Raw genomic sequence first — 23,040 nt, 5'->3', positions numbered from 1 at the left:
GCGGTTCATACCGGCCCGGCCACGGCCTGTACCCGACGCACCCCCCCTGCCCGCCTGGCGGAGTCCAAGGATACACGGGATGGGACTCAATCCCAACGACCGCTGGCCAGGGCCTGGGCCAGGTAATCCACGTCCAGGATGGCGCACAGCTGCCGCGTGACCGTGCCCGCCAGCCAGGGACGCCTGCCCTGGGGGGTGCGCCAGCGCACCGATTGGGGATCCAGGGTCAGGGTCTCCTCCACCCGGTCACAGGCCAACCCCCAGCGGGCCTCGTCGATGAGGATGAGATGCCCCGGGGACGGGCGCTGCTCAGGCAGCCGGTCGGCGGGCAGGACCAGGCGGGCGATGTCCACCACCTTGACCTGCTGCCCCTGGTGCTGGGCCAGCCCCATGAACAGGGGGCCATGCCCGGGCATGGGGGTGATCTGCTGCGGCATCTTCAGGATGCCGTTGAGCTTCACCAGGGGGACCGCCAGGGGCAGGCCGGCGACCCGGAAGATCAGACATTGAAAACGCTCCGCGGCCCATGGCGGCGGCCCATGGTCCTTCTTCTCCGGGGGGGGCGGGGCCGGCACCGGCCGCACAATGGGTTGGGGTACCCGCTCTTGCGTCTCTGGAGCCGCAGCGGGCGGCTTCTCCTCCTCGGCGATCTCCTGGAGCAGGCCATCCAGGTAGGCGGTGAGGGCCTGCTGTTCCTCCATGAGGACAGGTGGCTGGCGTCGCGCGCTCATGAGACCGCCCTGTGCCGGTAATCGTTGGTGCCCAAAAGGTCATCCAGCAGGCGCTCGTAGGCCTGGGTACCCTGGGCATCGGGGTACATGATGGGCAGGGGCTGCCCGGCGACACTGGCCTCCCGGAACAGCGGGTCCACGGTGATCACGCCGCGCCAGAGGCGGTCACGGTAACGCTCCCGCAGCTCCCACAGGGCCTGGGTGGCGGACCGGTTGCGCTGGTCATAGAGGGTGGGGATCACCAGTGCGTCCAGCTCCTGCCCCCGGGAGCGCTGCACCATCTCCAGGGTGTGCAGCATGCGGTCCAGACCGCGGATGGCCAGGTATTCCGTCTGCACGGGGATCAGAAGCCGCTCGCAGGCGGCCAGGGCGTTCACCATGAGCACCCCCAGCATGGGGGGGCAATCCAGCAGGACATGGTCGAAGCGGTCCGACAGGGCCTCGATGGCGCGGCGGATCACCAGGCCCATGCCCTGGCGGGTGCCCAGTTGCCGGTCCAGGGTGGCCTGGGCCGTGGAGGCGGGCAGGATCCAGAGGTGATCGAATGGGGTGCGGCGCAGGGCCGCCTCGGGCTGCATGGGGCGGCGGTCCCCCACCCGCTGGAAGAGGCTGTAGACGCCGCCGGTGGCCCCCTCGGGGTCGTGCCCGAAGTAGGCGGTGAGGGAGCCGTGGGGGTCCAGGTCCACCAGCAGGGTACGCCGCCCCCGCTGCGAGAGCAGTCCGCCCAGGGTGACGGTGGTGGTGGTCTTGCCCACCCCACCCTTCTGGTTGGCCACGGCCCAGGTCAGGGTGGTCATGGCACATCCTCCTCGCCGGGATCCCGCCCCCGCTGCAGCAGCAGTTCCATATCCTCCTGCAGGAGTTCCGGCGGGGCCCCCTGCCCGGTCCGCGGGCGCTGACCCGCCAGGATGACGATGTTCACCCGGCGGTTCTTCATGCGTCCCTCGGGGGTGTCGTTGCTTGCAATGGGCCGATACTCACCGAACCCGATGGCGGCCATCTGGTCCGGATCCACCCCGTTGCGGGCAAACAGGTTCACCACGGTGGCGGCCCGCCCGGCGGAGAGTTCCCAGTTGGAGGGGTACACCGAGGTGTTGATGGGCACGTCGTCCGTGTGTCCCTCCACGTGCACGCGCACGGGGAACTGGCTGAGGATCCCCGCCAGGCGCTCCAGGATGGGGACGGCATCCGGGGCCAGTTGCGCGCTGCCGCTGTCGAAGAGGATGCTGGTGTTGATCTCCACCTCGATCCACAGCCGGTCGCGCCCCACGTCGATCATGCCCGATTCGATGAGCGGGGCCATGGCCCGCTCGATCTCGTCGGCCATGGTATTGATGCCCAGGATGGCCTCGGAGAGGCCCTGCATGTCCAGGTCCCCGAGGATCTCCTCCAAGCTGCGGCTCATGGGTTCCCCCAGGTCGATGGGGGCGGACTCGGGAGTGCTCTGCACCATGGAGGGGGTGGGGGTACGGATGACCTCGCCCACCTGTACGGGATCCACGGCCTTGGGGGGGGCCTTGAAGGCGGAGATCAGGGATTCGGAGAGGATGCGGTATTTCCCCTCGTTCACCGACGAGATGGCGTACATCACGACGAAGAAGGCCAGCAGCAGGGTGAGCAGGTCCGCATAGGGGATCGCCCAGGCCTCGTGGTTCTGATGCTCCTCGTGTTTTTTCTTGCGTCCGGCCATGGCTCGGCTGGCTGCCCCCTGGCATCAGCGCTGCAGGTAGCCCTGCAGCTTGGTCTCGATATTGCGGGGATTCTCGCCCTCGGCGATGGAGATGATCCCCTCGATGATCATCTCGCGATAGGCGGCCTGGTGCTTGATGGTGGTCTTGAGCTTGTTGCTCACCGGCAGGAAAAACAGGTTGGCCGAGGAGATGCCGTAGATGGTGGCCACGAAGGCGGCGGCGATGCCCGAACCCAGGCGGCTGGGATCGGCCAGGTTCTGCATCACCGCCATCAGGCCCATGACCGCGCCGATGATGCCCATGGTGGGGGCATAGATCCCCATGCCCTCGAAGACCTTGGCCCCTTCGGTGTCGTATTCCTCCTGGGTGCCCATATCCACTTCCAGGATGGTGCGGATGCCCTCAGGTTCGGTGCCGTCCACCAGCAGCTGCAACCCCTTGCGGGCGAAGGCGTCCGTCTCCTCCTCGGCCATGGATTCCAGACCCAGCAGCCCCTCCTTGCGGGCCACCTGGCTCCAGCCGACGATGCGCTCGATGGTGGCCTCCGGTTCCAGCCGCGGCTGCCGGAACACCCAGGGGAAGATGCGGATGGCCCGCAGCATGGCCCCGGGACGGGTCTGCACCAGGGCCGCCGCCACCGTGCCCACACCGACGATGAGGAAGGCCGCCAGGTTCCACAGGGCCGCCAGACCGCTCCCCTTGGCGATGCTGCCGCCGATGATGGCCACCAGGGCCAGGAGCATGCCGATGAAGCTCAGGATATCCATGACTCAGCAGGCCTCCGCAAGGATCTTGCCGATCTGCTCCAGGGGCAGCACCCGGTCCGCCAGCCCGGCGTCCACCACCGCCGCGGGCATGCCGTAGACCACGCAGGTCTCCTCGTTCTGGGCCCAGACGGTGGATCCGCAGCGCTTGAGCAGCTTCGCCCCCTCGCGCCCATCCGCCCCCATGCCGGTGAGGACGATGGCCAGGGCGTCCCCGCGGAAGGCGGCGGCGGCGGAGTTGAAGGTGACATCCACACAGGGGCGGTAGTGCTGGTCCGGCGTGGCCTCGGTGATGCGCACCCGGCTGCGCCCGCCCCGGGACTCCACCTGCATCTGCTGCCCCCCGGGGGCCAGCAGGGCCAGACCGGGTTCCAGGGCATCGCCATCCTGGGCCTCCCGGACACGGATGGCACAGAGCTGGTCCAGGCGCTGGGCGAAGGCGGGGGTGAAGCTGGCGGGCATGTGCTGCACCATCAGCAGCGGCAGGGGGAATCGGGCCGGCAACTGCACGAGGACCTTCTGCAGGGCCAGGGGACCGCCGGTGGAGGTGCCGATGAGCACCACTCGGAAATCCCGCAGGTTCAGGGCAGGGGCACGCTCCCCCTCCGGGCGGGCCCCGTGGGCCGGCTCCGGTCGCGGCCGCGCACCGGCCCCGGGGGCCGGGCGGGTTGCGGGCGCGGTGGGGGCGGCGGGGGGAGTGGGCGTACGCCCGACGCGGCCACGACGGGCGATGTTGCGCACGCGCCGGCAGAGGACATCCTTGGCCTCCTGCTGCTCCCGGGCGATGTCCTCGAAGCGCTTGGGCAGGAAGTCCACCGCCCCCGCCTCCAGGGCATCCAGGGTGGCCTTGGCCCCCTCGAAGGTGAGGGAGGAGAACATGAGGATGGCCACGGGTTGGCGTGCCATGATGCGTCGCACGGCGGTGATGCCGTCCATCACCGGCATCTCGATGTCCATGGTGATGACATCGGGCTTCAGGGCCAGGGCCTGGTCGATGGCCTCCTGCCCGTTGGCGGCCGTGCCCACCACCTCCAGGGCGGGATCCGCATTCAGGATATCCACGATGCGGCGCCGGAAGAACCCGGAATCATCGACCACCAGAACGCGAACTGCCATCAACTCTCTCCGATCTTCACACGCGCGCGCTGCGGCGCGCCTTGGATCCCGTCCGCCAGCGGGGGCGGATGGGCCGTTCAGCCCCGGCGGGCATAGCTGTTGAGCAGACCGGGGACATCCAGGATCAGGGCGATGCCGCCGTCGCCGGTGATGGTGGCCCCGGCCAGACCGGGCACGCCGTGCAGGACATTGCCCAGGGGTTTGATCACCACCTCCTCCTGTCCGATGAGGCTGTCCACCACAAACCCCACCCGCTGGTTGCCGGAGAAGACCACCACCACATGGCCCACCCCGTCCGGCGGCGGCGCGTCCCCCGACACGAGCCAGCGACGCAGATAGTACAGGGGGATGGACCGGTTGCGCACCATGATCACCTCCTGGTCGTCCACGCGGTTGGTGCGCGACAGGTCCAGGTCGAAGATCTCACTGACATTGGCCAGGGGCAGGGCGAACCGCTGTTTGCCCAGCACCACCATGAGGGTGGGCAGGATGGCCAGGGTCAGGGGCAGGCGCACCCGCAGGGTGCTGCCCTTGCCCAGTTCGGAGCTGATCTCGATGCGGCCGTTGAGCTGGGCGATGCGGGTCTTGACCACGTCCATGCCCACACCGCGACCGGAGACGTCGGAGATCTCCGTCTTGGTGGAGAACCCGGCACGGAAGATGAGGTTGTAGGCATCGTGGTCCGACAGCCGTGCCGCGGCCTCCTCGTCCATGAGCCCCTTCTCCACCGCCTTGCTGCGCAGGATATCGGGATCCATGCCCTTGCCATCGTCGCTGATGGTGAGCAGGATGTGATCCCCCTCCTGGGTGGCGGAAAGCACCACGTGCCCGGCCCGGGGCTTGCCTGCCGCCTCGCGTTCTTCCGGGGATTCGATGCCGTGGTCCACGGCGTTGCGCACCAGGTGTACCAGGGGATCGGACAGGGCCTCCACCAGGTTCTTGTCCAGGTCGGTGTCCTCGCCCTGCAACTCCAGGTTCACCTCCTTCTTCAGGCTGCGGGCCAGGTCGCGCACCACCCGGGGGAAGCGTCCAAAGACCTTCTTGATGGGCTGCATGCGGGTCTTCATGACCGCCGTCTGCAGATCGGCGGTCACCACGTCCAGGTTGGTCACCGCCTTGGAGACCTGTTCATCCCCCATGCGCGAGCGCAGGGTAGCCAGGCGGTTGCGCACCAGCACCAGCTCCCCCACCAGGTTCATGATGTCGTCCAGGCGCTTGGTGTCGACCCGCACCGAGGTCTCGGCCGGGGCGGAACGGGCCGGGGCACCCCCCTTATCCCCTTCCTTGCCCTTGCCCTTACCCTGCTCCTTGTCCGGCCCGCCGGAGGGGGCCGCCGCCGGCTGACCCCCTCCCTGGGCGGGGGGCTGGGCACCGCCCGCGCCCCCCGGGGCAGGCTTCGGTGCCGCCTGTCCTTCCACGGGACGGGGGGGATGCCCCTTGCCATGGAGATTGTCCAGGAGTTGCTCGAACTCCTGGTCGCTGATCTCATCCCCGCCCTTGCCGGCATCCGCTCCCGTGCCGCCGGTGGTACCTGGGCCATTGCCCTTGCCCTGGAGTTCATCCAGGATCTGTTCGAACTCCTCGTCGGTGATCAGGTCGCCACCGCCGGTGGCTTGGGACGGGGCTGGGGATGCAGACGATGCGGCCCCACCGCCCCCCTGCCCTTTCTGGTCCTGCATGGCATCCAGCAGGGCCTCGAACTCCTCATCGGTGATATCCCCGCCACCGGTCTGTCCGGAGGCCTGTGCCGGGGCGGACGCGGAGGTCGCTGCAGGCTCCGGGGATGATGCCGAAGACGGCTCCGGGGCCGCGGCAGGGGCCATACCGGCGGGTTCCTCCCCCGGGGGATAGGTCAGGGGTTCCAGGGCATCCAGCAGGGCCTGGGGGGCCGGGGCGGGCTCCTCGCCGGAGCGGATCTCGTCGAACATGCGGTTGAGCACATCCAGCACCTGGAGGATGATGTCCATCAGGTTGCTGTCCACCTGCCGCTGCCCCTGGCGCAGGAGGTTGAAGACATCCTCCGAGCGGTGACAGATCTTCACCAGGTTCTCGAGATTGAGGAAGCCGGCCCCGCCCTTGATGGTGTGAAAGCTGCGGAAGACGGCGTTGAGCAGATCCTTGTCGTCCGGTGTGCGCTCCAACTCCACCAACTGTTCCCCGAGGGCATCCAATATTTCGGAGGCCTCCACGAGGAAGTCGTTCAGGATCTCGTCGTCGGTGTCCAGGCTCATGTCGATCTCTCGCGCGTCATGCGATTACCCCGTCTACCCCGAGGTTTGCGGCCGGTGCGGGAAATTCTGAATGGCCGGCCCCACCTGCGGCGGGGCGGACCGTGGAGAGCGGTCTGCTCCGCGACGGGTGCGCGGGATCAGAAGCCAAGGCTGGACAGCAGCTCGTCCACGTCGTCCTGGCCGCTGACCACATCCCCCTGGTCCGAGGTGCCGGACACCGACGGACCCGTGCCGCGGTTGTCCTTCTCGCCGTCCCGGTCGGCCGTCTCCGGATGCCCCTCCTCCGGCTTGGCCAGACGCTGCCCGGAGACCCGCACCAGCCCCACCAGGTTGTCCTCCAGATCCTGTACCAGGGTGATCACCCGGCGGATCACCTGGCCGGTCAGGTCCTGGAAGTCCTGGGCCATGAGCACCTCGGAGAGGGCCTGGCGCAGCTTCTCGGCATCCCGTTCCGTATCCTCCAGGAAGCGCCCCAGGTGGGCACTCACCTCACGGAATTCATCCAGGGACATCTCCCGCTGGCGAAAACGCGACCATTCCGCCCGCAGATGCCCCGCCCGCTGCGCCAGGGACTCGGACAGGGGCAGGCTCTCCTCTACGGCATTGAGGGTGCGGTGGGCCGACTGTTCGGTCATGGTGACCACGTAATTGAGGCGTTCCTTGGCGTCGGGGATGTCCTGCCGGGTGAGTTCCGCAAGCCGGGTATCGCTGCGGAAGGCGTTGAGGGCCTCGTGCAGATCCCGGGTGAGCTTGCCCAGCTGGGAGAAGAGCACACTCTCGTGGGTCTGGCCCAGTTCCTCGATGAGGCGTCCGGCCCCCGCTTCATCCCCCGACTCCATGAGCTGCACCAGTTCCCGGGCGCGGGCCAGCTGCTCTTCCTTGAAGATGGCGGCGGTGTCTTCGTCTGAAGGGTTCATGGCGAGTCTTCAGGCCTGCTGCTGTTCCAGGCGTTCGAAGATCTTGTCGATCTTCTCCCGCAGGGTTTCGGCGGTGAAGGGCTTGACGATGTACCCGTTCACCCCCGCCTGGGCCGCCTCGATGATCTGCTCGCGCTTGGCCTCGGCGGTCACCATGAGCACCGGCAGGTCCTTGATCCGCGGATCGGCACGCACCGCGCGCAACAGGTCGATGCCGGGCATCCCGGGCATGTTCCAGTCCGTCACGAGGAAGTCGTAGTTGCCGTTCTGCAGCATGGGCAGGGCGGTATTGCCGTCATCCGCCTCGGCGGTGTTGTTGTAGCCCAGATCCCGAAGCAGGTTCTTGATGATGCGCCGCATCGTGGAGAAGTCGTCCACGATGAGGATCTTCATGTTCTTGTTCACGAAAGCCTCCCGATTCATGCGTAGCCGATCCCCGCAAGGGCGGCGGGGGATCGATATCCCGGTGAGTGGTTGACGGTGTCCTCAGACCCGTTCCCCGTCGGCAACCCACTCGCTCATGCGGGCCTTGAGGCGCATCAGCGCCTGGCCGTGGATCTGGCAGACGCGGGATTCGCTCACCCCCAGCACCTGCCCGATCTCCCGCAGATTCAGTTCCTCATCATAATACAGGGACAGCACCAGCCGCTCCCGCTCCGGCAATCCCTGGATGTTCTCCGCCAGGGAGGACTTGAAGTCTCCCCGTTCCAGGTTCTGCAGGGGATCCGGGCCGTGATCGGGGAAGGTGGGCTCGCCCCCCGACTCGGGGTCCCCCAGATCGTCAAAGGCCAGCACACGGCTGGTGACGGCGTCCCGCAGCATGTCCTGGTAGGTCTTCATGTCCACCCCCAGGCCCTCGGCGATCTCCGCGGCGGTGGCCTCCCGCCCCTCCCGGTGCTCGATCTCCCGGATGGTCTCGCTGATGCGGCGGGAATGACGGTGCACCGAGCGCGGGGTCCAGTCGCTGCGGCGTACCTCGTCCAGCATGGCCCCGCGGATGCGGATGCCGGCATAGGTCTCGAAGCTGGCCCCCTGGGACGGGTCGTAGTGGCGGGCCGCCTCCAGCAGGCCGATGATGCCCGACTGGATGAGGTCATCCACCTGCACGTTGGCGGGCAGCCTCGCCAGCAGGTGATAGGCGATGCGCTTCACCAGCGGCACGTGCTCGTCCACCAGACGGTTTTGGTCCAACTGTGGCGTGGCGTACATGGCTAGGCTGCTTATGGCACGGGCTCCGGATCGCCCTGGCCACTGGCCACCAGGCGTTCCACGAAGAATTCGATACCCCCCCGCGCCCCGCGCGGCATGGGCCACTGCTGGATGCGCCGGCCCAGGGTGGCGAAGGCCCGGGCCGAGGGGGAGGACGGGAATGCGTCCACCACAGAGCGGCGCCGCTGCACCGCCTTGCGCAGGTAGTCGTCGTGGGGGATCGAACCCAGGTAGTCCAGCATGACGTCATCCAGAAAGCGCTCGCATACCGCCACCAGCTTGCGGAACAGGCCCCGGCCCTCGTCCTCCTGCTCGTTGCGTACCATATTGGCCAGGATGCGGAAGCGCTGGATGCCGTGGTCCCGGTACAGGACCTTGATGAGGGCATAGGCGTCGGTGATGGAGGCGGGCTCGTCACACACCACCACCAGCACCTCCTGGGCAGCCCGGCAAAAGCTGGTGACGCTATCGTGCAGACCGGCGGCGGTATCCACCACCAGCACGTCCACGGACCGGGTGAGTTCGCTGAAGGCGTGGATGATCCCCACGTGCTGCGCCGGTTCCAGGTCCGCCATGCGGGCGATGCCGGAAGCGGCGGGCACGATGGCGATCCCCCCCGGCCCGTCGATGATCACCTCCTCCAGACCGCATTCCCCCGCCAGGACATGGGAGAGGTTGAGCCGGGGTTGCAGCCCCAGGAGCACGTCCACGTTGGCCAGGCCCAGGTCGGCGTCCATGAGCATCACGTTCTGGCCGGCCTGGGAGAGGGCGGCGCTCAGGTTGACCGAGACGTTGGTCTTGCCGACCCCGCCCTTGCCGCTGGAAACGGCGATGACGCGTACCGGCTTGAGACGCTCTCCGGGCCGCGTTTCGGCGGCCCGGCCTTCAGTGGCTGGAGGCATGGGCAAACCTGGTGCTGGGTTCGTGGATCCGTTCCCGGCTCGACGGGATGCTGAAGACCGGGGCCTGTTCCTCGTCGCGGCGGGCCACACGGCTGCGCTCCCGGCGGCGATGATCCACCATCTCGGCCGCCTGATGCATCAGCCGCTGGGCCTGCGCGGGGCGCAGGTCGTCCGGGATGCGCTGCCCCTCGCTGACGAAGGACAGGGGCAATCCGGCCCGGATGAGGGCGGACAGGGCCTCGCCCAGGCTGGCCGCCTCGTCCACCTTGGTGAGGATGCAGGCGTCGGGCTCCAACCGGCTGAAGGCCTGCAGGGTCTCCCCCAGGGCCGCCTTCTGCACATTGGCCGCCAGCACCAGCAACACCCGGGCCGAGGGGATGGAGGTCATGCCCGCCAGTTCATCCAGCATGCGCATGTCCCGCTGGCTGGTGCCGGCGGTGTCGATGAAGACCATCTTCTTGGACTGGAGCCTCTCTAGCATGTCGTTGAGCTGCCGCCCTGTCTGCGCGGCGTAGACGGGGACCCCGAGCAACTGGCCGAAGGTCTGCAACTGGCGCTGGGCCCCCAGGCGATTGCCGTCGGTGGTGATCAGGGCCACGGAATCCTGACCGTGGCGCAGGGTGTAGAGGGCGGCCAGCTTGGCCACCGTGGTGGTCTTGCCCACGCCGCTGGGGCCCACCAGAGTGATGATACCACTCTCATCCAGGAGACCGTCAGTGGCCACCGGCACGCGGTCGGCAAAGGCCGACAGGGCCTCCTCCCAGCCCTCCACCGGATCGTCGGGGGTGTCCACCTGCCGGGCGATGTCCCGGGAGAGTTCCTGTTCCAGACCGATCCACTGCAGGCGGCGGGCGATGGTGGCGCGCCAGGGCTCGGCGCGGGCGAACTCCTGGTTGGCCAGGCTGCTGAGCTGTTCCTGCAGCATGCCCCGAAGCCCCTGGATCTCCTTCTGCATGGCCAGCAGGGCGGGCTCACGCATGGGATCGCGCCGGCCGCGCCCGCCACTGCCCGCGGTGGCCTGGGGCTTTTCTCCTGCCTCTGCGTCCCGCGGCGGCTCCATCACCGGGGTGAGCAGGGCCCCCAGGGGGTCGTCGTCCTCGGGGGCGGCGGCGCCGTCCGGGGCGGACGCATACGCATCCCGCTGCATGCCCGCAGCCGCGGCGGGGGCCCCGGCAGGCTCGGCCGCCGAGGCCATGCGCTGCACCTCCTCCTCGTCGTAGTCGATGGCGGCGATGAGCTCGATGCCCCCCTCCACCTTGCGGCTGGAGAGGATCACCGCGTCGGGCCCCTGGGCCTCACGCACCCGGTTGATGGCCTGGCGCATGTCGGGGGCGAAATAGCGTTTGATCTTCATATCGATACCTGTCCGTCAGCCTGGTGGGCGGAGGTCCTTGAGTCCTCCCCCGCCCCTGTGTTCGGTCACTGGTCTTCCCGGCCCACCGTGGCCACCACGCGAATCTGTTTGTTGTCCGGGATCTCCGTGTAGGCCAGCACATGCAGTCCACGCACGGCGCTGCGCAGCCAGCGGGCCATCCAGGGCCGGATATCCGGGGAGACCACCAGTACCGCAGGTTCCCCCGCCCGTTCCTGGCGGTCGGCCGCCTCGGAAATGGAGCGCTGCAGGCGTTCCGCCAGCCCCGGCTCCATGCCGAGCCCCCCTCCGGATGTCCCCTGGGCAGATTTCTGCAATATCTGTTCCAACGAGGGATCGATGGCGATCAAGGGCAGCTCCGGCGCCGTGCCGACGATGTTCTGGACGATGGACCGGGACAGGGCTCCCCGTGCGGCGGCGGTGAGGACGTCGGGATCCTGACTCCGCACGCCGTGCTCCGCCAAGGTTTCGGCGATGGTGCGCATGTCCCGGATCGGGATCTGCTCCGCCAGGAGGTTTTGCATGACCTTGAGGATGCCCCCCAGGCTCAGGGTCTTGGGCACCAGGTTCTCCACCAGCTTGGGCGAATGCTTGGCCAGGGTATCCAGCAGGTGCTGCACCTCCTCGTGGCCCAGCAGCTCGTGGGCGTGGTCCTTGAGGATCTGGGAGAGATGGGTGGCGATGACGGTGCCCGCGTCCACCACCGTATAGCCCAGGCCCTGGGCCTCCTCCCGCTGCGAGGGGGCGATCCACAGGGCATCCAGACCGAAGGTGGGGTCCTTGGTGGGGGTGCCCTTGATCTCGCCGAAGACCTGGCCGGGGTTGATGGCCAGTTCCCGGTCCGGGAAGACCTCCCCCTCCCCCACGGTCACCCCCATGAGGGTGATACGGTACTGGTTGGGACCGAGATCCAGGTTGTCCCGGATGTGTACCGGCTGGATGAGGAAACCCAACTCCTGGGAGAGCTTGCGCCGCACCCCCTTGATGCGGCCCATGAGCTGCCCCCCCTGGGAACGGTCCACCAGGGGGATGAGGCGATAGCCCACCTCCAGCCCCACCAGATCCACCGGCGGCACGTCGTCCCAGGTGAGCTCCTTGGTCTCCGGACTGGGGGGGGGTGCCGCCTCCGCCTCCATCTGCCGGGACTCGGCCAACTCCGCCGCCGCCCGTTGCTGCTGCATGAGATAGCCACTGGCCGCCATGAGGATCGCCAGGCTCAGGAACACCAGGTTGGGCATGCCCGGCACCAGCCCCAGCAGGCCGATGATGCCGGCGGCCACGTACAGGGCCCTGGAGGCGCCGAACAGCTGGGAGAGCACCTGCTGGCCCATATCCTGGGCGGTGGAGACGCGGGTGACGATGATGGCCGTGGCCGAGGACAGCAGCAGCGACGGGATCTGCGCCACCAGACCATCGCCGATGGTGAGCAGCACGTAGTTGGTGGCGGCATCCCCCAGGCTCATGTCCTGCTGCAGGGTGCCGATCACCAGACCGCCGATGATATTGATGAACAGGATCAGGATGCCGGCGATGGCATCCCCGCGCACGAACTTGCTGGCCCCGTCCATGGAGCCGTAGAAATCCGCCTCCTGAGCCACCTCATCCCGCCGCCGGCGGGCCTCGTCCTGGGAGATGAGACCGGCGTTGAGGTCGGCGTCGATGGCCATCTGCTTGCCGGGCATGGCATCCAGGGTGAAGCGGGCGCTCACCTCGGAGACGCGGCCCGCCCCCTTGGTCACCACGACGAAGTTGATGATCACCAGGATGGTGAACACCACCAGGCCCACGGCGTAGTTGCCCCCCACGACGAAGTCGCCGAAGGCCTGGATGACATTGCCCGCCGCCGCGGTGCCGGTGTGCCCTTCCAGCAGGATCACCCGGGTGGAGGCCACGTTCAGGGCCAGGCGCAACAGGGTGGCCACCAGCAGCACCGTGGGGAAGACGGCGAACTCCAATGGCCGCGGGGCGTACACGGCCACCATGATCACCACCAGGGAGAGGGCGATATTGAAGGTGAACAGCAGGTCCAGGGCCAGGGGGGGCAGCGGGATGACCATCATGGCCAGGAGGGCCATGAGCAGCAGCGGGGCCCCCAGCCCCGAACGCTTGATCGTCTGCAGGGAGTCGGCCAGGGTCGCCATTTATGCGTTCTCCGAAGGCGTGGAATCGGGATTGGCCAGATCGTCCGGCACGGGCAGGTCCGTGGGCGGCGGGGGCGGTTCCCCCCCCTGACGCTGCGCGCTGCGCAGCTGATAGACATAGGCCAGTACCTGGGCCACGGCCACGTACAGGGCCGCAGGGATCTCCTGGTCCAGCTTTGTGCCAGAGTACAGGGCGCGGGCCAGCGGGGGCGCGGAGAAGACGGCCACGCCATGGCTGCGGGCCGTCTCGCGGATCTCGGCGGCCACGAAATCGGCCCCCTTGGCCACCACCCGGGGCGCCCGCATCTTGGATTGGTCGTACTTCAGGGCCACGGCGAAGTGGGTGGGGTTGGTCACCACCACGTCCGCCTTGGGCACCTCGGCCATCATGCGCCGGCGGGAGATCTCCTGCTGCGTCTGGCGGATCTTGCTCTTGACCTCCGGCTTGCCCTCGGTCTCCTTGTATTCATCCTTGACCTCCTGCTTGGTCATGCGCAGCTGGCGCTGGTGGTTCCAGATCTGGAAGGGCACATCCACCAGGGTGACGAAGACCATGGTGGCGCTCAGGGCCACGAAGGTCCAGGCGATGAGATAGCCGGCGTGGGCCAGGCCGGGCCCCATCTCCTGCCCCCCCAGGGCGATGATGCGGTTGGCAAAGGTCCAGAGGATGATGGTGGCCACGGTGGCGATGAGACCGAACTTGGCCAAGGTCTTGCCCAGTTCCATGGCCCCCTGGGGGCCGAAGATGCGCTTGAGTCCCTTCATGGGATCCAGCTTCTCCCCCTTGAAGGCCATACCCTGGGGCCGGAAACGCCCGCCCCCCATGACCACCGGACCGATCAGCGCGGCGATGGCCAGCACCCCCATCAGCGGGGCCAGGATCAGCAGCCCCTGGGCCAGGCGATCCTCCAGGGCGGTGAGCATGTAGGCGGGATCGAAGATGCGCCCCCGGTCGATCATGAAGCTGCGGCGGAAGAGCTCCTGGATACGGTCCAGCATGGCCCCGCCGAAGGTGAGCAGGGTCACCGACCCGGCCAGCAGCACCAGCGTGGTGTTCAGCTCCTTGGAACTGGCCACCTGCCCCTTGTCCTGGGCATCCCGCAGGCGTTTCGGGGTGGGTTCCTCGGTCTTCTCCTGGGAGGATTCATTCTCCGCCATGGCCTAGGCCCCCAGGATCCGTTGAATGGCCTCGAAGGCGGCCAGGACCAGGTCCTGCACCCGGGGGGCCAGGGCCGGCAGGCTGAACAGGATGAGCAAAAAGCCCAGCAGGATCATCATGGGGAACCCCACGGCGAAGATGTTCAGCTGCGGCGAGGCCCGGGTGATGACCCCCATGGAGAGGTTCACCATGAGCATGGCGGCCACCACGGGCAGCCCCACCAGGACGGCCCCCACGTACATGGTGGAACCGAACTGCACCACCGTCCACAGATCCACGCGGGTGAGCCCGTCCACCGCCACGGGCAGCAGCGTGAAACTCTGCACCAGCATGTCCAGCATGAACAGATGGCCGTTCATGCTGAGAAAGAGCAACGTCCCCATGATGACGAAGATCTGCGACACCACCGGCACCTGCACCCCCATGCCGGGGTCCACCATGGAGGCGTAGCCCAGACCCATGGACAGGGCGATGGACTCCCCTGCCATGGTGAGGGCGCTCATCACCATCTGCAGGATGAAGCCCATGCTCACGCCGATGAGGACCTGCTGCACGGTCACCGCCAGCCCCTCCAGGCTGAAGGGCTGGATGGCCGGCGGCTCGGGCAGTAGCGGGGCCACGAACAGGGCCAGCAACATGGCCAGCACGATGCGCACCCGTACCGGGATCATGCCGGCGCCGAAGATGGGGGCCGCCAGGAACATCCCGGTGATGCGCACGAAGGGCCAGGCGAAGGACCCGACCCAGGCCATCAGCTGTGCCTCGGTGAACTGGAACATGACCGCCCTACCCGATCAGCCCCGGGATGGCGTCATAGAGCCGCAGGACGTACTCCACCAACAGGTCCAGCATCCAGCTGCCGAAGACCATCAGGGCCACGAACATGGCCAGCAGCTTGGGGATGAAGGACAGGGTCATCTCCTGGATGGAGGTGGCCGCCTGCAGCATGCCGATGAGCAGACCCACCGCCAGGCCGGTGAGCAGCACCGGGGCGGAGAGCATGATGATGATCATCAGGGCATGCTGTCCCACGTCGATGACGATGTCCTGGTTCATGGAGGCCTCCCCGGAGGGCTAGACGAAGAAACTGCTGGCCAGGGTGCCCACGATGAGGGCCCAGCCGTCCACCAGCACGAACAGCATGATCTTGAACGGCAGCGAGATGATCAGCGGCGAGAGCATCATCATCCCCATGGACATGAGCACGCTGGCCACCACCAGGTCGATGATGAGAAACGGGATCAGGATCAAAAACCCGATCTGGAACGCGGTCTTGAGCTCGCTGATGATGAACGAGGGCACCAGGATGGAGAACGGCACATCCTGCGGGGTCTCGAAGCCGTCGCGGTCGGCGATGCGGGCGAACAGGGCGATGTCCGTCTCCCGGGTCTGTTCCAGCATGAAGTCCCGCATGGGGCCCCAGGCCCTTTGCACCATCTCGTCCTGGGAGATCTCCTCCGCCATGAAGGGCTGCACCGCCTCCTCATAGACCGCCTGGAAGACCGGGGCCATGACGAACAGCGTCAGGAACAGGGCCAGGCCGATGAGGATCTGGTTGGAGGGGGTCTGGGTGGTGCCGATGCCCTGGCGCAGGATCCCCAGGACGATGATGATGCGCGTGAACGAGGTGAGCATGATGAGCGCCGCCGGCAGCAGGCTCAGCAGCGTCATCAGCACCAGGATCTGCAGCGTCACCGAATAGGTCTCGCCGCCCTCCTCCCCGGGCTCCACCGTGAGGATCTCGAAACCGTTCTGGGCCAGGGCCGCGTCCACGGGAAGCAGCGCCAGCACCGCGGCCAACAGCGGCAGGATGCGGCGCAGCGGGCTCATGACGTGCCCCCCTTGGTGCCCATGGCCGCGCGCAGGCGGGCGGTGAAGCTCTCCTCCCCCGCCGGGGCCGCCGTCCCTCGGGGCTCCAGGGGCCGCGCCAGCACATGCAGGGTACGCACCTGGCCCGGGGCCACCCCCAGCACAAGTTGCTGCTCCCCCACCTGCACCAGCACCATGCGCTCCCGTGCCCCCAGGGAGACGCTCCCAAGGACACGAAACTCCCCGGAGAGGCGGCCGCCGATCCCGCCGGTGCGGCGCAGCACGAAGCCCAGCACCAGGATGGCGGCGATCACCACCGCCAATCCCAGCAGCAGCTGCAGCAGGTAGGCCGCCCCGCCGGAGGTGATACCCAGGCCCGGCGCCGGATCGGCCCCCTCCGGGGCCGCCGCCGCCAGCCCCGCCGGCAACAGCAGGCATGCGGCCATCACACTCGCCCTGATCCTGCCCATGGCGTGCCTCACTTGAGCTTTCTCACCCGTTCCGCCGGGCTGATGACATCGGTGAGGCGGATACCGAACTTCTCGTTCACCACCACCACCTCGCCGTGGGCCACCAGGGTGCCGTTGACCATCACATCCAGGGGCTCCCCGGCCAGGCGGTCCAGTTCCACCACCGAGCCCTGATTGAGCTGCAGCAGGTTGCGGATGGGGATCTTGGTGCGGCCGATCTCCATGGAGATGGTCACCGGCACATCCAGGATCACATCCAGGTTCACATCGGGATCACCGGTGCGGTTGGACTCGTCCATCAGGTCCTCGAACTCCGCCTTGGAGACATGGGAGGCCCCCAGGGCCGAGGCGCTCTCGTCCGCCCCGCCGCCGCGCATGCGCGACTTGTCCTTCTCCGCCGCGGCCTGCGCGGCGGCGGTCGCGCCGTCCGGCTTCTGGTCCTGTGCCGCGGCCGGTTCCGCCGCCCCGTCGCCTGCGGCCTCGCCCGCCTGCTGTGCAATGGTCTCCCCCCCGGAGGCGGGGGTGGACTCGTCCTCAGACCCCTCCTCGGCCTCGGCCTGCTCCGCCAGGGCCGCGGCCCAGACATCGTCCACGGATTCGGCGTTGGGATCCTGTTCGTTCTCTTCACTCATGGGTCGCTCTCCTCGTCATCAGTTCCAGAGCTTGATGCGCCCCGTCACCTTGACGGCGTTATAACCATCGGACGTGCCGAACCGGCCGCGGTATACGGGGATACCTTCGGCCTTGAGGGTGATGGTATCGGGCATCTCGAAGGGGATGATGTCCCCGGGCTTGAGATTGATCATCTCCGCCACGGTGAGGGTGGTCTCCGCCAGCCGGGCGCTGATATCCACCTCCACCAACTTCAGCTCCTCCCGCAGGGCCTTCACCCAGCGGTCGTCCACATCCGCCCGGTCGCTTTGCAGACCGGTGTCCAATTGCTCGCGGATGGGCTCGATCATGGAATACGGCAGGGTGATGTGGAACTCGCCGCCACCGCCGTCCAGCTCCACGTGGAAGGTGCATACCACCACCACCTCCGTGGGACTGACGATATTGGCGAACTGGGGGTTCACCTCGGAGCGGCTGAACTCGAACTCCAGATCCATCACCGGCGCCCAGGCCTTGCGGTAATCCTCAAAGGCCTGCTCCAGCAGCATGCGGATCACCCGCAGCTCGGTGGGGGTGAACTCCCGCCCCTCGATCTTGGCCTGATAGCGCCCGTCCCCACCGAAGAAATTATCCACCAGGATGAACACCAGCTTCGGGTCGAGCACGAACAGGCCGGTGCCCCGCAACGGCTTGACCCGCACCATGTTGAGGCTGGTGGGGAGATAGAGGGAGTGCACGTACTCCCCGAACTTCATCATCTTCACGCCCCCCACGGAGATCTCCGAGGAACGGCGCAGCATCTCGAACAGTCCGATGCGCATGTAGCGCGCGAAACGCTCGTTGATCATCTCCAGGGTGGGCATCCGCCCCCGGACGATGCGGTCCTGGGTGGTCAGGTCATATTGCCGCGCCACCCCGTCGTGGGACAGCAGCTCGTCCTCGGCGGAGGTATCCACCGCCCCACTGTCCACGCCGTGGAGCAGTGCATCGATCTCGTCCTGGGAAAGGACATCGTTCGCGCCCATGTACCCGCCTCACTGCATCACGAAACTGTTGAAATAGATGGCCTGCACGTCCGCCGGCTCCCCCCGGTCCATGAGCACCTGCCGCACCGCCTCCAGGGCCTCCTGGCGCACCGCCTCCTTGCCCTCCGGGGTGAGCAGCACCTCATAACGCTCATCCCCGAACAGGAGCATCAGGTCGTTGCGGATGGCCGGCAGATGCTTGCGTGCGGCCTCCAGGACCTGGGGATCCCGGGCCATGAGCACGATCCCCACCTGCAGGAAACGCACCCGCCCGTTGCCCTCGAAATTCACCACCAAGGGTGGATCCAGCGCCAGGTAACCGGGCTCCTTCGGCGCCGGCTCCGAGGGGGTCTGGGCCTGCATGCCCCCCAGCAAATACCAGGCGGCGCCCCCGCCCACACCTGCGGCCAGCAGCGAACTGAGGAGGATGAGGAGGATCAGCTTCAGCCGCCCCCCCTTGGGCTTGGCATTGCCTGCCTCCAGGTTCAACTTCTTTTCGGGTCTCTTGGCCATGACTGTCCCGTCTCCGTTTTGTCCAATGTTGCAAGCCCCATGCCATACAAGGAAAGGATATTTTTTCTTTTATTTTTCTTTGAGTTACAAGGATTCTCGCCGCCGGGCGGCGGATTCTTGACATCCCGGGCCGCCGCCGTTGGTCCCGGATGGGGGACGGGCGTCGGCGATCCGGCGCGGCGGGGGCGATGGTGGGGCATTATGACGCAGATGAAGCGCCGGATCGCCCCATGGATCCATCACCCCGCCCCGCCCGTCGCCGGCACGGACCCGTTGCGCAGGGGGAAGGAGGGAGATGCCGTTGGCATGGGGGGATCCCGGACCCGCAGCGGGGTCCGGGGAGAGGGAATCGATGCAGGGGTCAGGCGTAGGCGTCCAGGAGTCCGGAATCCCGGTCGGAGGCGGATGTGGCCTGCACACGGGCACCCGGGACCGCCTCCCCTTCCCCGCCACCCGCGCCGGGATCCTGCCGGCCCCCGCCTCCCCCGGTGCCGGTCTCGCCGCCCTGGGCCTGGCGTTGGGAGACATCCACATTACCCAGATCCACACCGTTGCCGGCCAGCATTTCCCGCAGGCGCGGGATGGCGGCATCCAGGGCCTCCCGGGTGGCGGGATGATGGGCCACGAACTGCACATGGGCCCGGTCCCCCTCCATGGAGATGCGCACTTCCAGGGGACCCAGTTGCGGCGGATTGAGCTTGAGCTCCGCCCCCTGCACGTTCTGATTCACCATCCAAAGGACGCGGTTGCCCACCGCCTCGTTCCAATTGGGCTGAGCGACGGGCGTCTCCAGGGTCAGGGGGCGCAGGACCGCCCCCTGGTTCGGGGTCTGGATCAGGGACCCCGGCTGCAGTCCCCCATCAGGGGATGCGCTGGAAAGGGAGGACTGTATCCCCTCCGCAAACCGCAGGATACGTCCCGCCCCCTCCCCCTGGACCAGGGGCGAGGCCTCCCCCTGCCCCCCCACGGCACGCAGCAGCAGGGCCTGTTGCCAGCCGGCCTCCGCACGGCCCCCGTTGGCCCCTTCCTGGGCCGGGGCGGCCGCACCCGCCAGACGCTGCCCCAGGAGGAGCCCCATCAGATCATCCGCCGCGGGGGGCTTGGCGGCGCCCGCCTCCGGCCGCCCCGCCGGCAGGATCCCGCCCTCCGATGGCAGGGGCCTGCCGCCTTCCCCCCCTTCTTGCATGGCTGCGGCCAGCAGCCCCATGAGCAGACCCGCCGGCGCCTCATCCTCTGCAGAGCCTTGGGAGCCCAGCAGGGCCAGGAGGCCCTCGGGATCCAGGTCCTCGGGCAGATCCGAGTGGAGCTGGCGCAGATGATCCAGCAGGCTGCTCCAGAAATCCCCGCCTCGTCCCAGTTCCTCGCGCAGCCCGGCGGGCAGGGATTCCAAGACGGCCGCACCCCCCGGCCCGGTGGCATTCCGGGGCAAAGCGGACCACTGAGTGAAGTTCATGTCCATGCCGGCGAACCCTGTGTCATCAAAGCCTGTGAAATTCCATACAAGAAACGCACCAGAATTGCATTATTCAAGGATCCATGGGGCCGCGGCGGCGGGGCCGGTCGTCCTGCTCCGCCTGTTCCCGGCGTTCCTGCTCGTGGCGCTCCTCCTGCCGGAACCGCTCCACCAGGCGGGTGAGCACCTCCGTGCGCCCCCGGGCCTGGACCCAGGTGCCGCGGCTGCGCTCCAACTCCTCCCGGGCGGCCGCCACCAGGCGGTCCTGCTGCTCGATGGCGGTGTTGAGCCGCTCCAGGAAGATCCGGTAGTCCCGCACCGAGACCGCCGTCATGGGCCCGGCGGTCTGATCCTGGAAGCGGCGGGCGTACTCATCCCGGTAGTCGCACAATTCGTGCAGTCGTTGCAGGCGTTCCTCCAGGGTCCGTTGCCAGCCCCCCAGTTGCCGTGCCGCATCCTGCTGGCGGTGATCCGCCAGCCGCACCACCGGTTCCATGCGTCGGGAACGATTCATGCCGATTCACCCTTCGCCGCCCGCAAGGGGACACCCGTTGCGCCGGATTTGCGGCGGGCCTCCCCGGCCTCCGCGGCGGGGGTCAGTTCCTGCAGGGCGCGGACGCTGTCCTCGAGACGCACGGACTCGCCCATATCCTGCTGTAGATACCCCTCCAGGCGGGGATACAGGGCCACGGCCTCGTCCACGCGGGGATCGGCCCCCTTCTGGTAGGCCCCCACGCTGATCAGGTCCCGGTTCTGCTGATACTGGGCATAGATCTGCTTGAACCGCCGGGCGGAGCGCAGGTGACCTGGCGCGGCGATGTCGGTCATCACGCGGGACACGGAGGCCTCCACGTCGATGGCCGGGTAGCGGCCCATGTCGGCGATGCGCCGCGACAGTACCACGTGGCCGTCCAGGATGGCGCGGGCGGCATCGGCGATGGGGTCGTTGGTGTCATCCCCCTCCGCCAGCACCGTATAGAAGGCGGTGATGGAACCCTGGCCATGGTCCCCGTTGCCGGCCCGTTCCACCAGCTGCGGCAGGCGGGCGAAGACCGAGGGGGTGTAACCCTTGGTGGCCGGGGGTTCGCCGATGGCCAGGGAGATCTCCCGCTGCGCCTGGGCGAAGCGGGTGAGGGAATCCATGAGCAGCAGCACGTTGCTGCCCCGGTCGCGGAAATACTCGGCGATGCTGGTGGCCAGCATGGCGCCGTGCATGCGCATCAGCGGGGGATGGTCCGCCGGCACCGCCACCACCACGGCCCGGGCGAGCCCCTCGGGGCCCAGGCTGTTTTGCACGAATTCGTTCACCTCGCGCCCACGCTCCCCGATCAGGCCCACCACGATGACATCGGCGGTGGTGTAGCGGGTCATCATCCCCAGCAGCACGCTCTTGCCCACGCCGCTGCCGGCGAACAGGCCCATACGCTGCCCCCGGCCTACGGTGAGCAGGCCGTTGATGGCACGCACCCCCACGTCCAGGGGCTCGCGGATGGGGGCCCGCGCCAGGGGATTGACGGGACGGCCATGCAGCGACACCCGGTCCTCGCAGCGGGGCATGGGTCCACCGTCCAGGGGCTGTCCGGAACCGTCCAGGACACGTCCCAGCAGGGCCTCCCCCACCTGGGTCTCACGGGCGTGACGGGTGGGGATGACGCGGGCACCCGGGGTGAGTCCGCCCACATCCCCCACCGACATGAGATAGGTGCGTTCCCCGGAGAAGCCCACCACCTCCGCCTCCACCTCGTGTCCGCCGGCACTCACCACACGGCAGCGTCCCCCCACGGAGACCTGACAGCCCTCCGCCTCCAGGGTGAGCCCCACCATGCGCACCAGGCGGCCCTCCGCCACCACCGTACGGGTGTGCTGCACCCGCTGGCGATAGCGATTCAGGCGCTGGGCCAGGACCTTCTGGCGCACCTCGGTGCGCAGGGCGGCGGGCAGGGCATCGACGGACTCAGTCATGACGACCCTCCCCTGCGGATGCATTCTCCGGCGCGGTGGGATCCGCATCCTGCAGCAGCGCCGCCCACAGGTCCTCTTCTTCCTCGGTGGCCTCAACGGAAGCGGCACCGGCATCCGCCCCGGGGGAGGACGGGGACTGGGACTGCGGGCCGCCGTCCACACCCTGCCCGGCCGAGGGATCGGCCCCGGTGGTCTCGTTATGGGTGGGGTCCGGATCCCGGTCCCCACGGCGCTCCCCACCCCAGACCGAGGCGATGACGGCATTCAGCCGCGTCTCCAGGGTGGCATCCACCCGGGAGGTATCCGTCTCCACGCGCACCCCGCCCCGGCTCAGGGTGGGGTCCTCCACCACCGACCAGGGCCGGTTCAGTTCCTCCACCTGCAGGGCATCGCGCACCACCCGTGCATCCTGGGGATGCAGATACAGGCGCACCTTGCGCTCGGCGCTGGGCAGGGCCCCCAGGGCCTCGCGCAGCACCGCCACCACCGCCGAGGGATCGGTGCGCAACTCCCGGCGCACCAGGTGCCGGGCCACGGCCATGGCCAGCTGCACCAGTTCCTCTTCCATGGCCTGGTCCAGTTCGGCATAGGGCGTGGCCAGGCCTTGCAACAACTGCTCCAGGGCCTGGATATGCGGCCGCATGGCGCGTTCTCCGGACCTGCGCCCCCGGGCCTCGCCTTCGCGGTGGCCGGCCTCCCGGCCCTCGGCACGGCCCGCCTCGTATCCCTCCCGATACCCCTGTTCGAACCCCTCCTGGCGGGCCGCCTCACGCAGGCGTTCCAACTCCTCCGGCGTGGGTCCGTCCTGGGGATCCTGCGCCTCCTCTCCCGCGGCCTGTTGCGGCTCCTCCGCCGCAGGTGCGGGCTCGGGGGGCGGCGGCGGGGCCCCTACGTCGGGGAGGTCCCAGCGCCGGTAGTCCCCGGCCCGTTCCTGCGGTATCACCCGTTCGATCATCGCCATGG

The 23,040-nt window shown here is 68.2% G+C and carries 24 protein-coding genes; all 24 read right to left on the bottom strand.

Translation table 11 applies throughout. The annotated features are described in order from the left end of the window. Positions 1 to 86 precede the first annotated feature (86 nt). Entirely contained in the window at positions 87 to 731 is a 645-nt protein-coding gene (locus BM214_RS04860) for a chemotaxis protein CheW (protein WP_090484081.1), read from the bottom strand. Then, positions 728 to 1,528, bottom strand: coding sequence for a ParA family protein (locus BM214_RS04855; protein WP_090484080.1), 801 nt, complete (start codon positions 1,526 to 1,528; stop codon positions 728 to 730). Before BM214_RS04855 ends, BM214_RS04860 begins: the two co-directional genes overlap by 4 nt. Then, positions 1,525 to 2,421 (bottom strand): flagellar motor protein MotD, encoded by an 897-nt coding sequence (gene motD, locus BM214_RS04850; protein WP_090484079.1) that lies wholly within the window; start codon positions 2,419 to 2,421, stop codon positions 1,525 to 1,527. The genes BM214_RS04855 and motD overlap by 4 nt, the downstream gene beginning before the upstream one ends. A 24-nt stretch (positions 2,422 to 2,445) precedes the next feature. After that, positions 2,446 to 3,189 carry a flagellar motor protein gene (locus BM214_RS04845; protein WP_090484078.1) on the bottom strand — a complete coding sequence of 248 codons (744 nt, stop codon included), beginning with the start codon at positions 3,187 to 3,189 and terminating at the stop codon, positions 2,446 to 2,448. Between the two features lie 3 nt (positions 3,190 to 3,192). Next, entirely contained in the window at positions 3,193 to 4,302 is a 1,110-nt protein-coding gene (locus tag BM214_RS04840) for a protein-glutamate methylesterase/protein-glutamine glutaminase (protein WP_090484133.1), read from the bottom strand. 77 nt (positions 4,303 to 4,379) lie between these two features. Further along, a complete protein-coding gene (locus BM214_RS04835) occupies positions 4,380 to 6,533 on the bottom strand; it encodes a chemotaxis protein CheA (protein ID WP_090484077.1) in 2,154 nt (717 codons plus the stop codon). Positions 6,534 to 6,670: 137 nt separating this feature from the next. After that, on the bottom strand, positions 6,671 to 7,450 hold the full coding sequence (locus tag BM214_RS04830) for a protein phosphatase CheZ (RefSeq protein WP_090484076.1): 780 nt from the start codon (positions 7,448 to 7,450) through the stop codon (positions 6,671 to 6,673). Between the two features lie 9 nt (positions 7,451 to 7,459). Continuing rightward, complete coding sequence (locus BM214_RS04825) at positions 7,460 to 7,843, bottom strand: chemotaxis response regulator CheY (protein WP_177217582.1); 384 nt, start codon at positions 7,841 to 7,843, stop codon at positions 7,460 to 7,462. Positions 7,844 to 7,936: 93 nt separating this feature from the next. Further along, on the bottom strand, positions 7,937 to 8,659 hold the full coding sequence (locus BM214_RS04820; protein WP_090484075.1) for an RNA polymerase sigma factor FliA: 723 nt from the start codon (positions 8,657 to 8,659) through the stop codon (positions 7,937 to 7,939). 11 nt (positions 8,660 to 8,670) lie between these two features. After that, the gene (locus BM214_RS04815; RefSeq protein ID WP_090484074.1) at positions 8,671 to 9,561 is read right to left on the bottom strand and encodes a MinD/ParA family protein; all 891 of its coding nucleotides are present in this window, start codon (positions 9,559 to 9,561) and stop codon (positions 8,671 to 8,673) included. Then, the gene (gene flhF, locus BM214_RS04810; protein WP_090484073.1) at positions 9,545 to 10,915 is read right to left on the bottom strand and encodes a flagellar biosynthesis GTPase FlhF; all 1,371 of its coding nucleotides are present in this window, start codon (positions 10,913 to 10,915) and stop codon (positions 9,545 to 9,547) included. The genes BM214_RS04815 and flhF overlap by 17 nt, the downstream gene beginning before the upstream one ends. 65 nt (positions 10,916 to 10,980) lie before the next feature. Continuing rightward, positions 10,981 to 13,074 carry a flagellar biosynthesis protein FlhA gene (gene flhA, locus BM214_RS04805; protein ID WP_090484072.1) on the bottom strand — a complete coding sequence of 698 codons (2,094 nt, stop codon included), beginning with the start codon at positions 13,072 to 13,074 and terminating at the stop codon, positions 10,981 to 10,983. Next, positions 13,075 to 14,232 carry a flagellar biosynthesis protein FlhB gene (gene flhB / locus BM214_RS04800; protein ID WP_090484071.1) on the bottom strand — a complete coding sequence of 386 codons (1,158 nt, stop codon included), beginning with the start codon at positions 14,230 to 14,232 and terminating at the stop codon, positions 13,075 to 13,077. Positions 14,233 to 14,235: 3 nt separating this feature from the next. Next, positions 14,236 to 15,012 carry a flagellar biosynthetic protein FliR gene (gene fliR, locus BM214_RS04795; RefSeq protein ID WP_090484070.1) on the bottom strand — a complete coding sequence of 259 codons (777 nt, stop codon included), beginning with the start codon at positions 15,010 to 15,012 and terminating at the stop codon, positions 14,236 to 14,238. Between the two features lie 7 nt (positions 15,013 to 15,019). Next, positions 15,020 to 15,289 (bottom strand): flagellar biosynthesis protein FliQ, encoded by a 270-nt coding sequence (gene fliQ, locus BM214_RS04790; RefSeq protein WP_090484069.1) that lies wholly within the window; start codon positions 15,287 to 15,289, stop codon positions 15,020 to 15,022. Positions 15,290 to 15,307: 18 nt separating this feature from the next. Continuing rightward, positions 15,308 to 16,063, bottom strand: a complete 756-nt coding sequence (fliP, locus tag BM214_RS04785) for a flagellar type III secretion system pore protein FliP (RefSeq protein ID WP_090484068.1) — start codon at positions 16,061 to 16,063, stop codon at positions 15,308 to 15,310. Then, entirely contained in the window at positions 16,060 to 16,488 is a 429-nt protein-coding gene (gene fliO, locus BM214_RS04780; RefSeq protein ID WP_238618927.1) for a flagellar biosynthetic protein FliO, read from the bottom strand. The genes fliP and fliO overlap by 4 nt, the downstream gene beginning before the upstream one ends. A gap of 32 nt (positions 16,489 to 16,520) precedes the next feature. Next, complete coding sequence (gene fliN, locus BM214_RS04775) at positions 16,521 to 17,144, bottom strand: flagellar motor switch protein FliN (protein ID WP_090484066.1); 624 nt, start codon at positions 17,142 to 17,144, stop codon at positions 16,521 to 16,523. 18 nt (positions 17,145 to 17,162) lie between these two features. Beyond that, positions 17,163 to 18,149, bottom strand: coding sequence for a flagellar motor switch protein FliM (fliM, locus tag BM214_RS04770; protein WP_090484065.1), 987 nt, complete (start codon positions 18,147 to 18,149; stop codon positions 17,163 to 17,165). A 9-nt stretch (positions 18,150 to 18,158) separates the two neighbouring features. Next, positions 18,159 to 18,662, bottom strand: coding sequence for a flagellar basal body-associated FliL family protein (locus BM214_RS04765; protein WP_090484064.1), 504 nt, complete (start codon positions 18,660 to 18,662; stop codon positions 18,159 to 18,161). Between the two features lie 361 nt (positions 18,663 to 19,023). Further along, positions 19,024 to 20,052, bottom strand: a complete 1,029-nt coding sequence (locus BM214_RS12735) for a flagellar hook-length control protein FliK (protein ID WP_143096348.1) — start codon at positions 20,050 to 20,052, stop codon at positions 19,024 to 19,026. 136 nt (positions 20,053 to 20,188) lie between these two features. Next, complete coding sequence (gene fliJ / locus BM214_RS04755) at positions 20,189 to 20,629, bottom strand: flagellar export protein FliJ (protein ID WP_280521881.1); 441 nt, start codon at positions 20,627 to 20,629, stop codon at positions 20,189 to 20,191. Next, positions 20,626 to 22,077, bottom strand: a complete 1,452-nt coding sequence (gene fliI / locus BM214_RS04750; RefSeq protein WP_090484061.1) for a flagellar protein export ATPase FliI — start codon at positions 22,075 to 22,077, stop codon at positions 20,626 to 20,628. The genes fliJ and fliI overlap by 4 nt, the downstream gene beginning before the upstream one ends. Next, a complete protein-coding gene (gene fliH / locus BM214_RS04745; protein WP_244887844.1) occupies positions 22,070 to 23,038 on the bottom strand; it encodes a flagellar assembly protein FliH in 969 nt (322 codons plus the stop codon). The genes fliI and fliH overlap by 8 nt, the downstream gene beginning before the upstream one ends. Between the last annotated feature and the right edge of the window lie 2 nt (positions 23,039 to 23,040).

Origin of the sequence: Ectothiorhodospira mobilis (assembly GCF_900114895.1) — a bacterium.
Lineage (GTDB): Bacteria > Pseudomonadota > Gammaproteobacteria > Ectothiorhodospirales > Ectothiorhodospiraceae > Ectothiorhodospira > Ectothiorhodospira mobilis_A.
The sequence above is the reverse complement of the archived record's forward strand: the minus strand, read 5'-3'. Positions and strand labels throughout refer to the sequence as shown.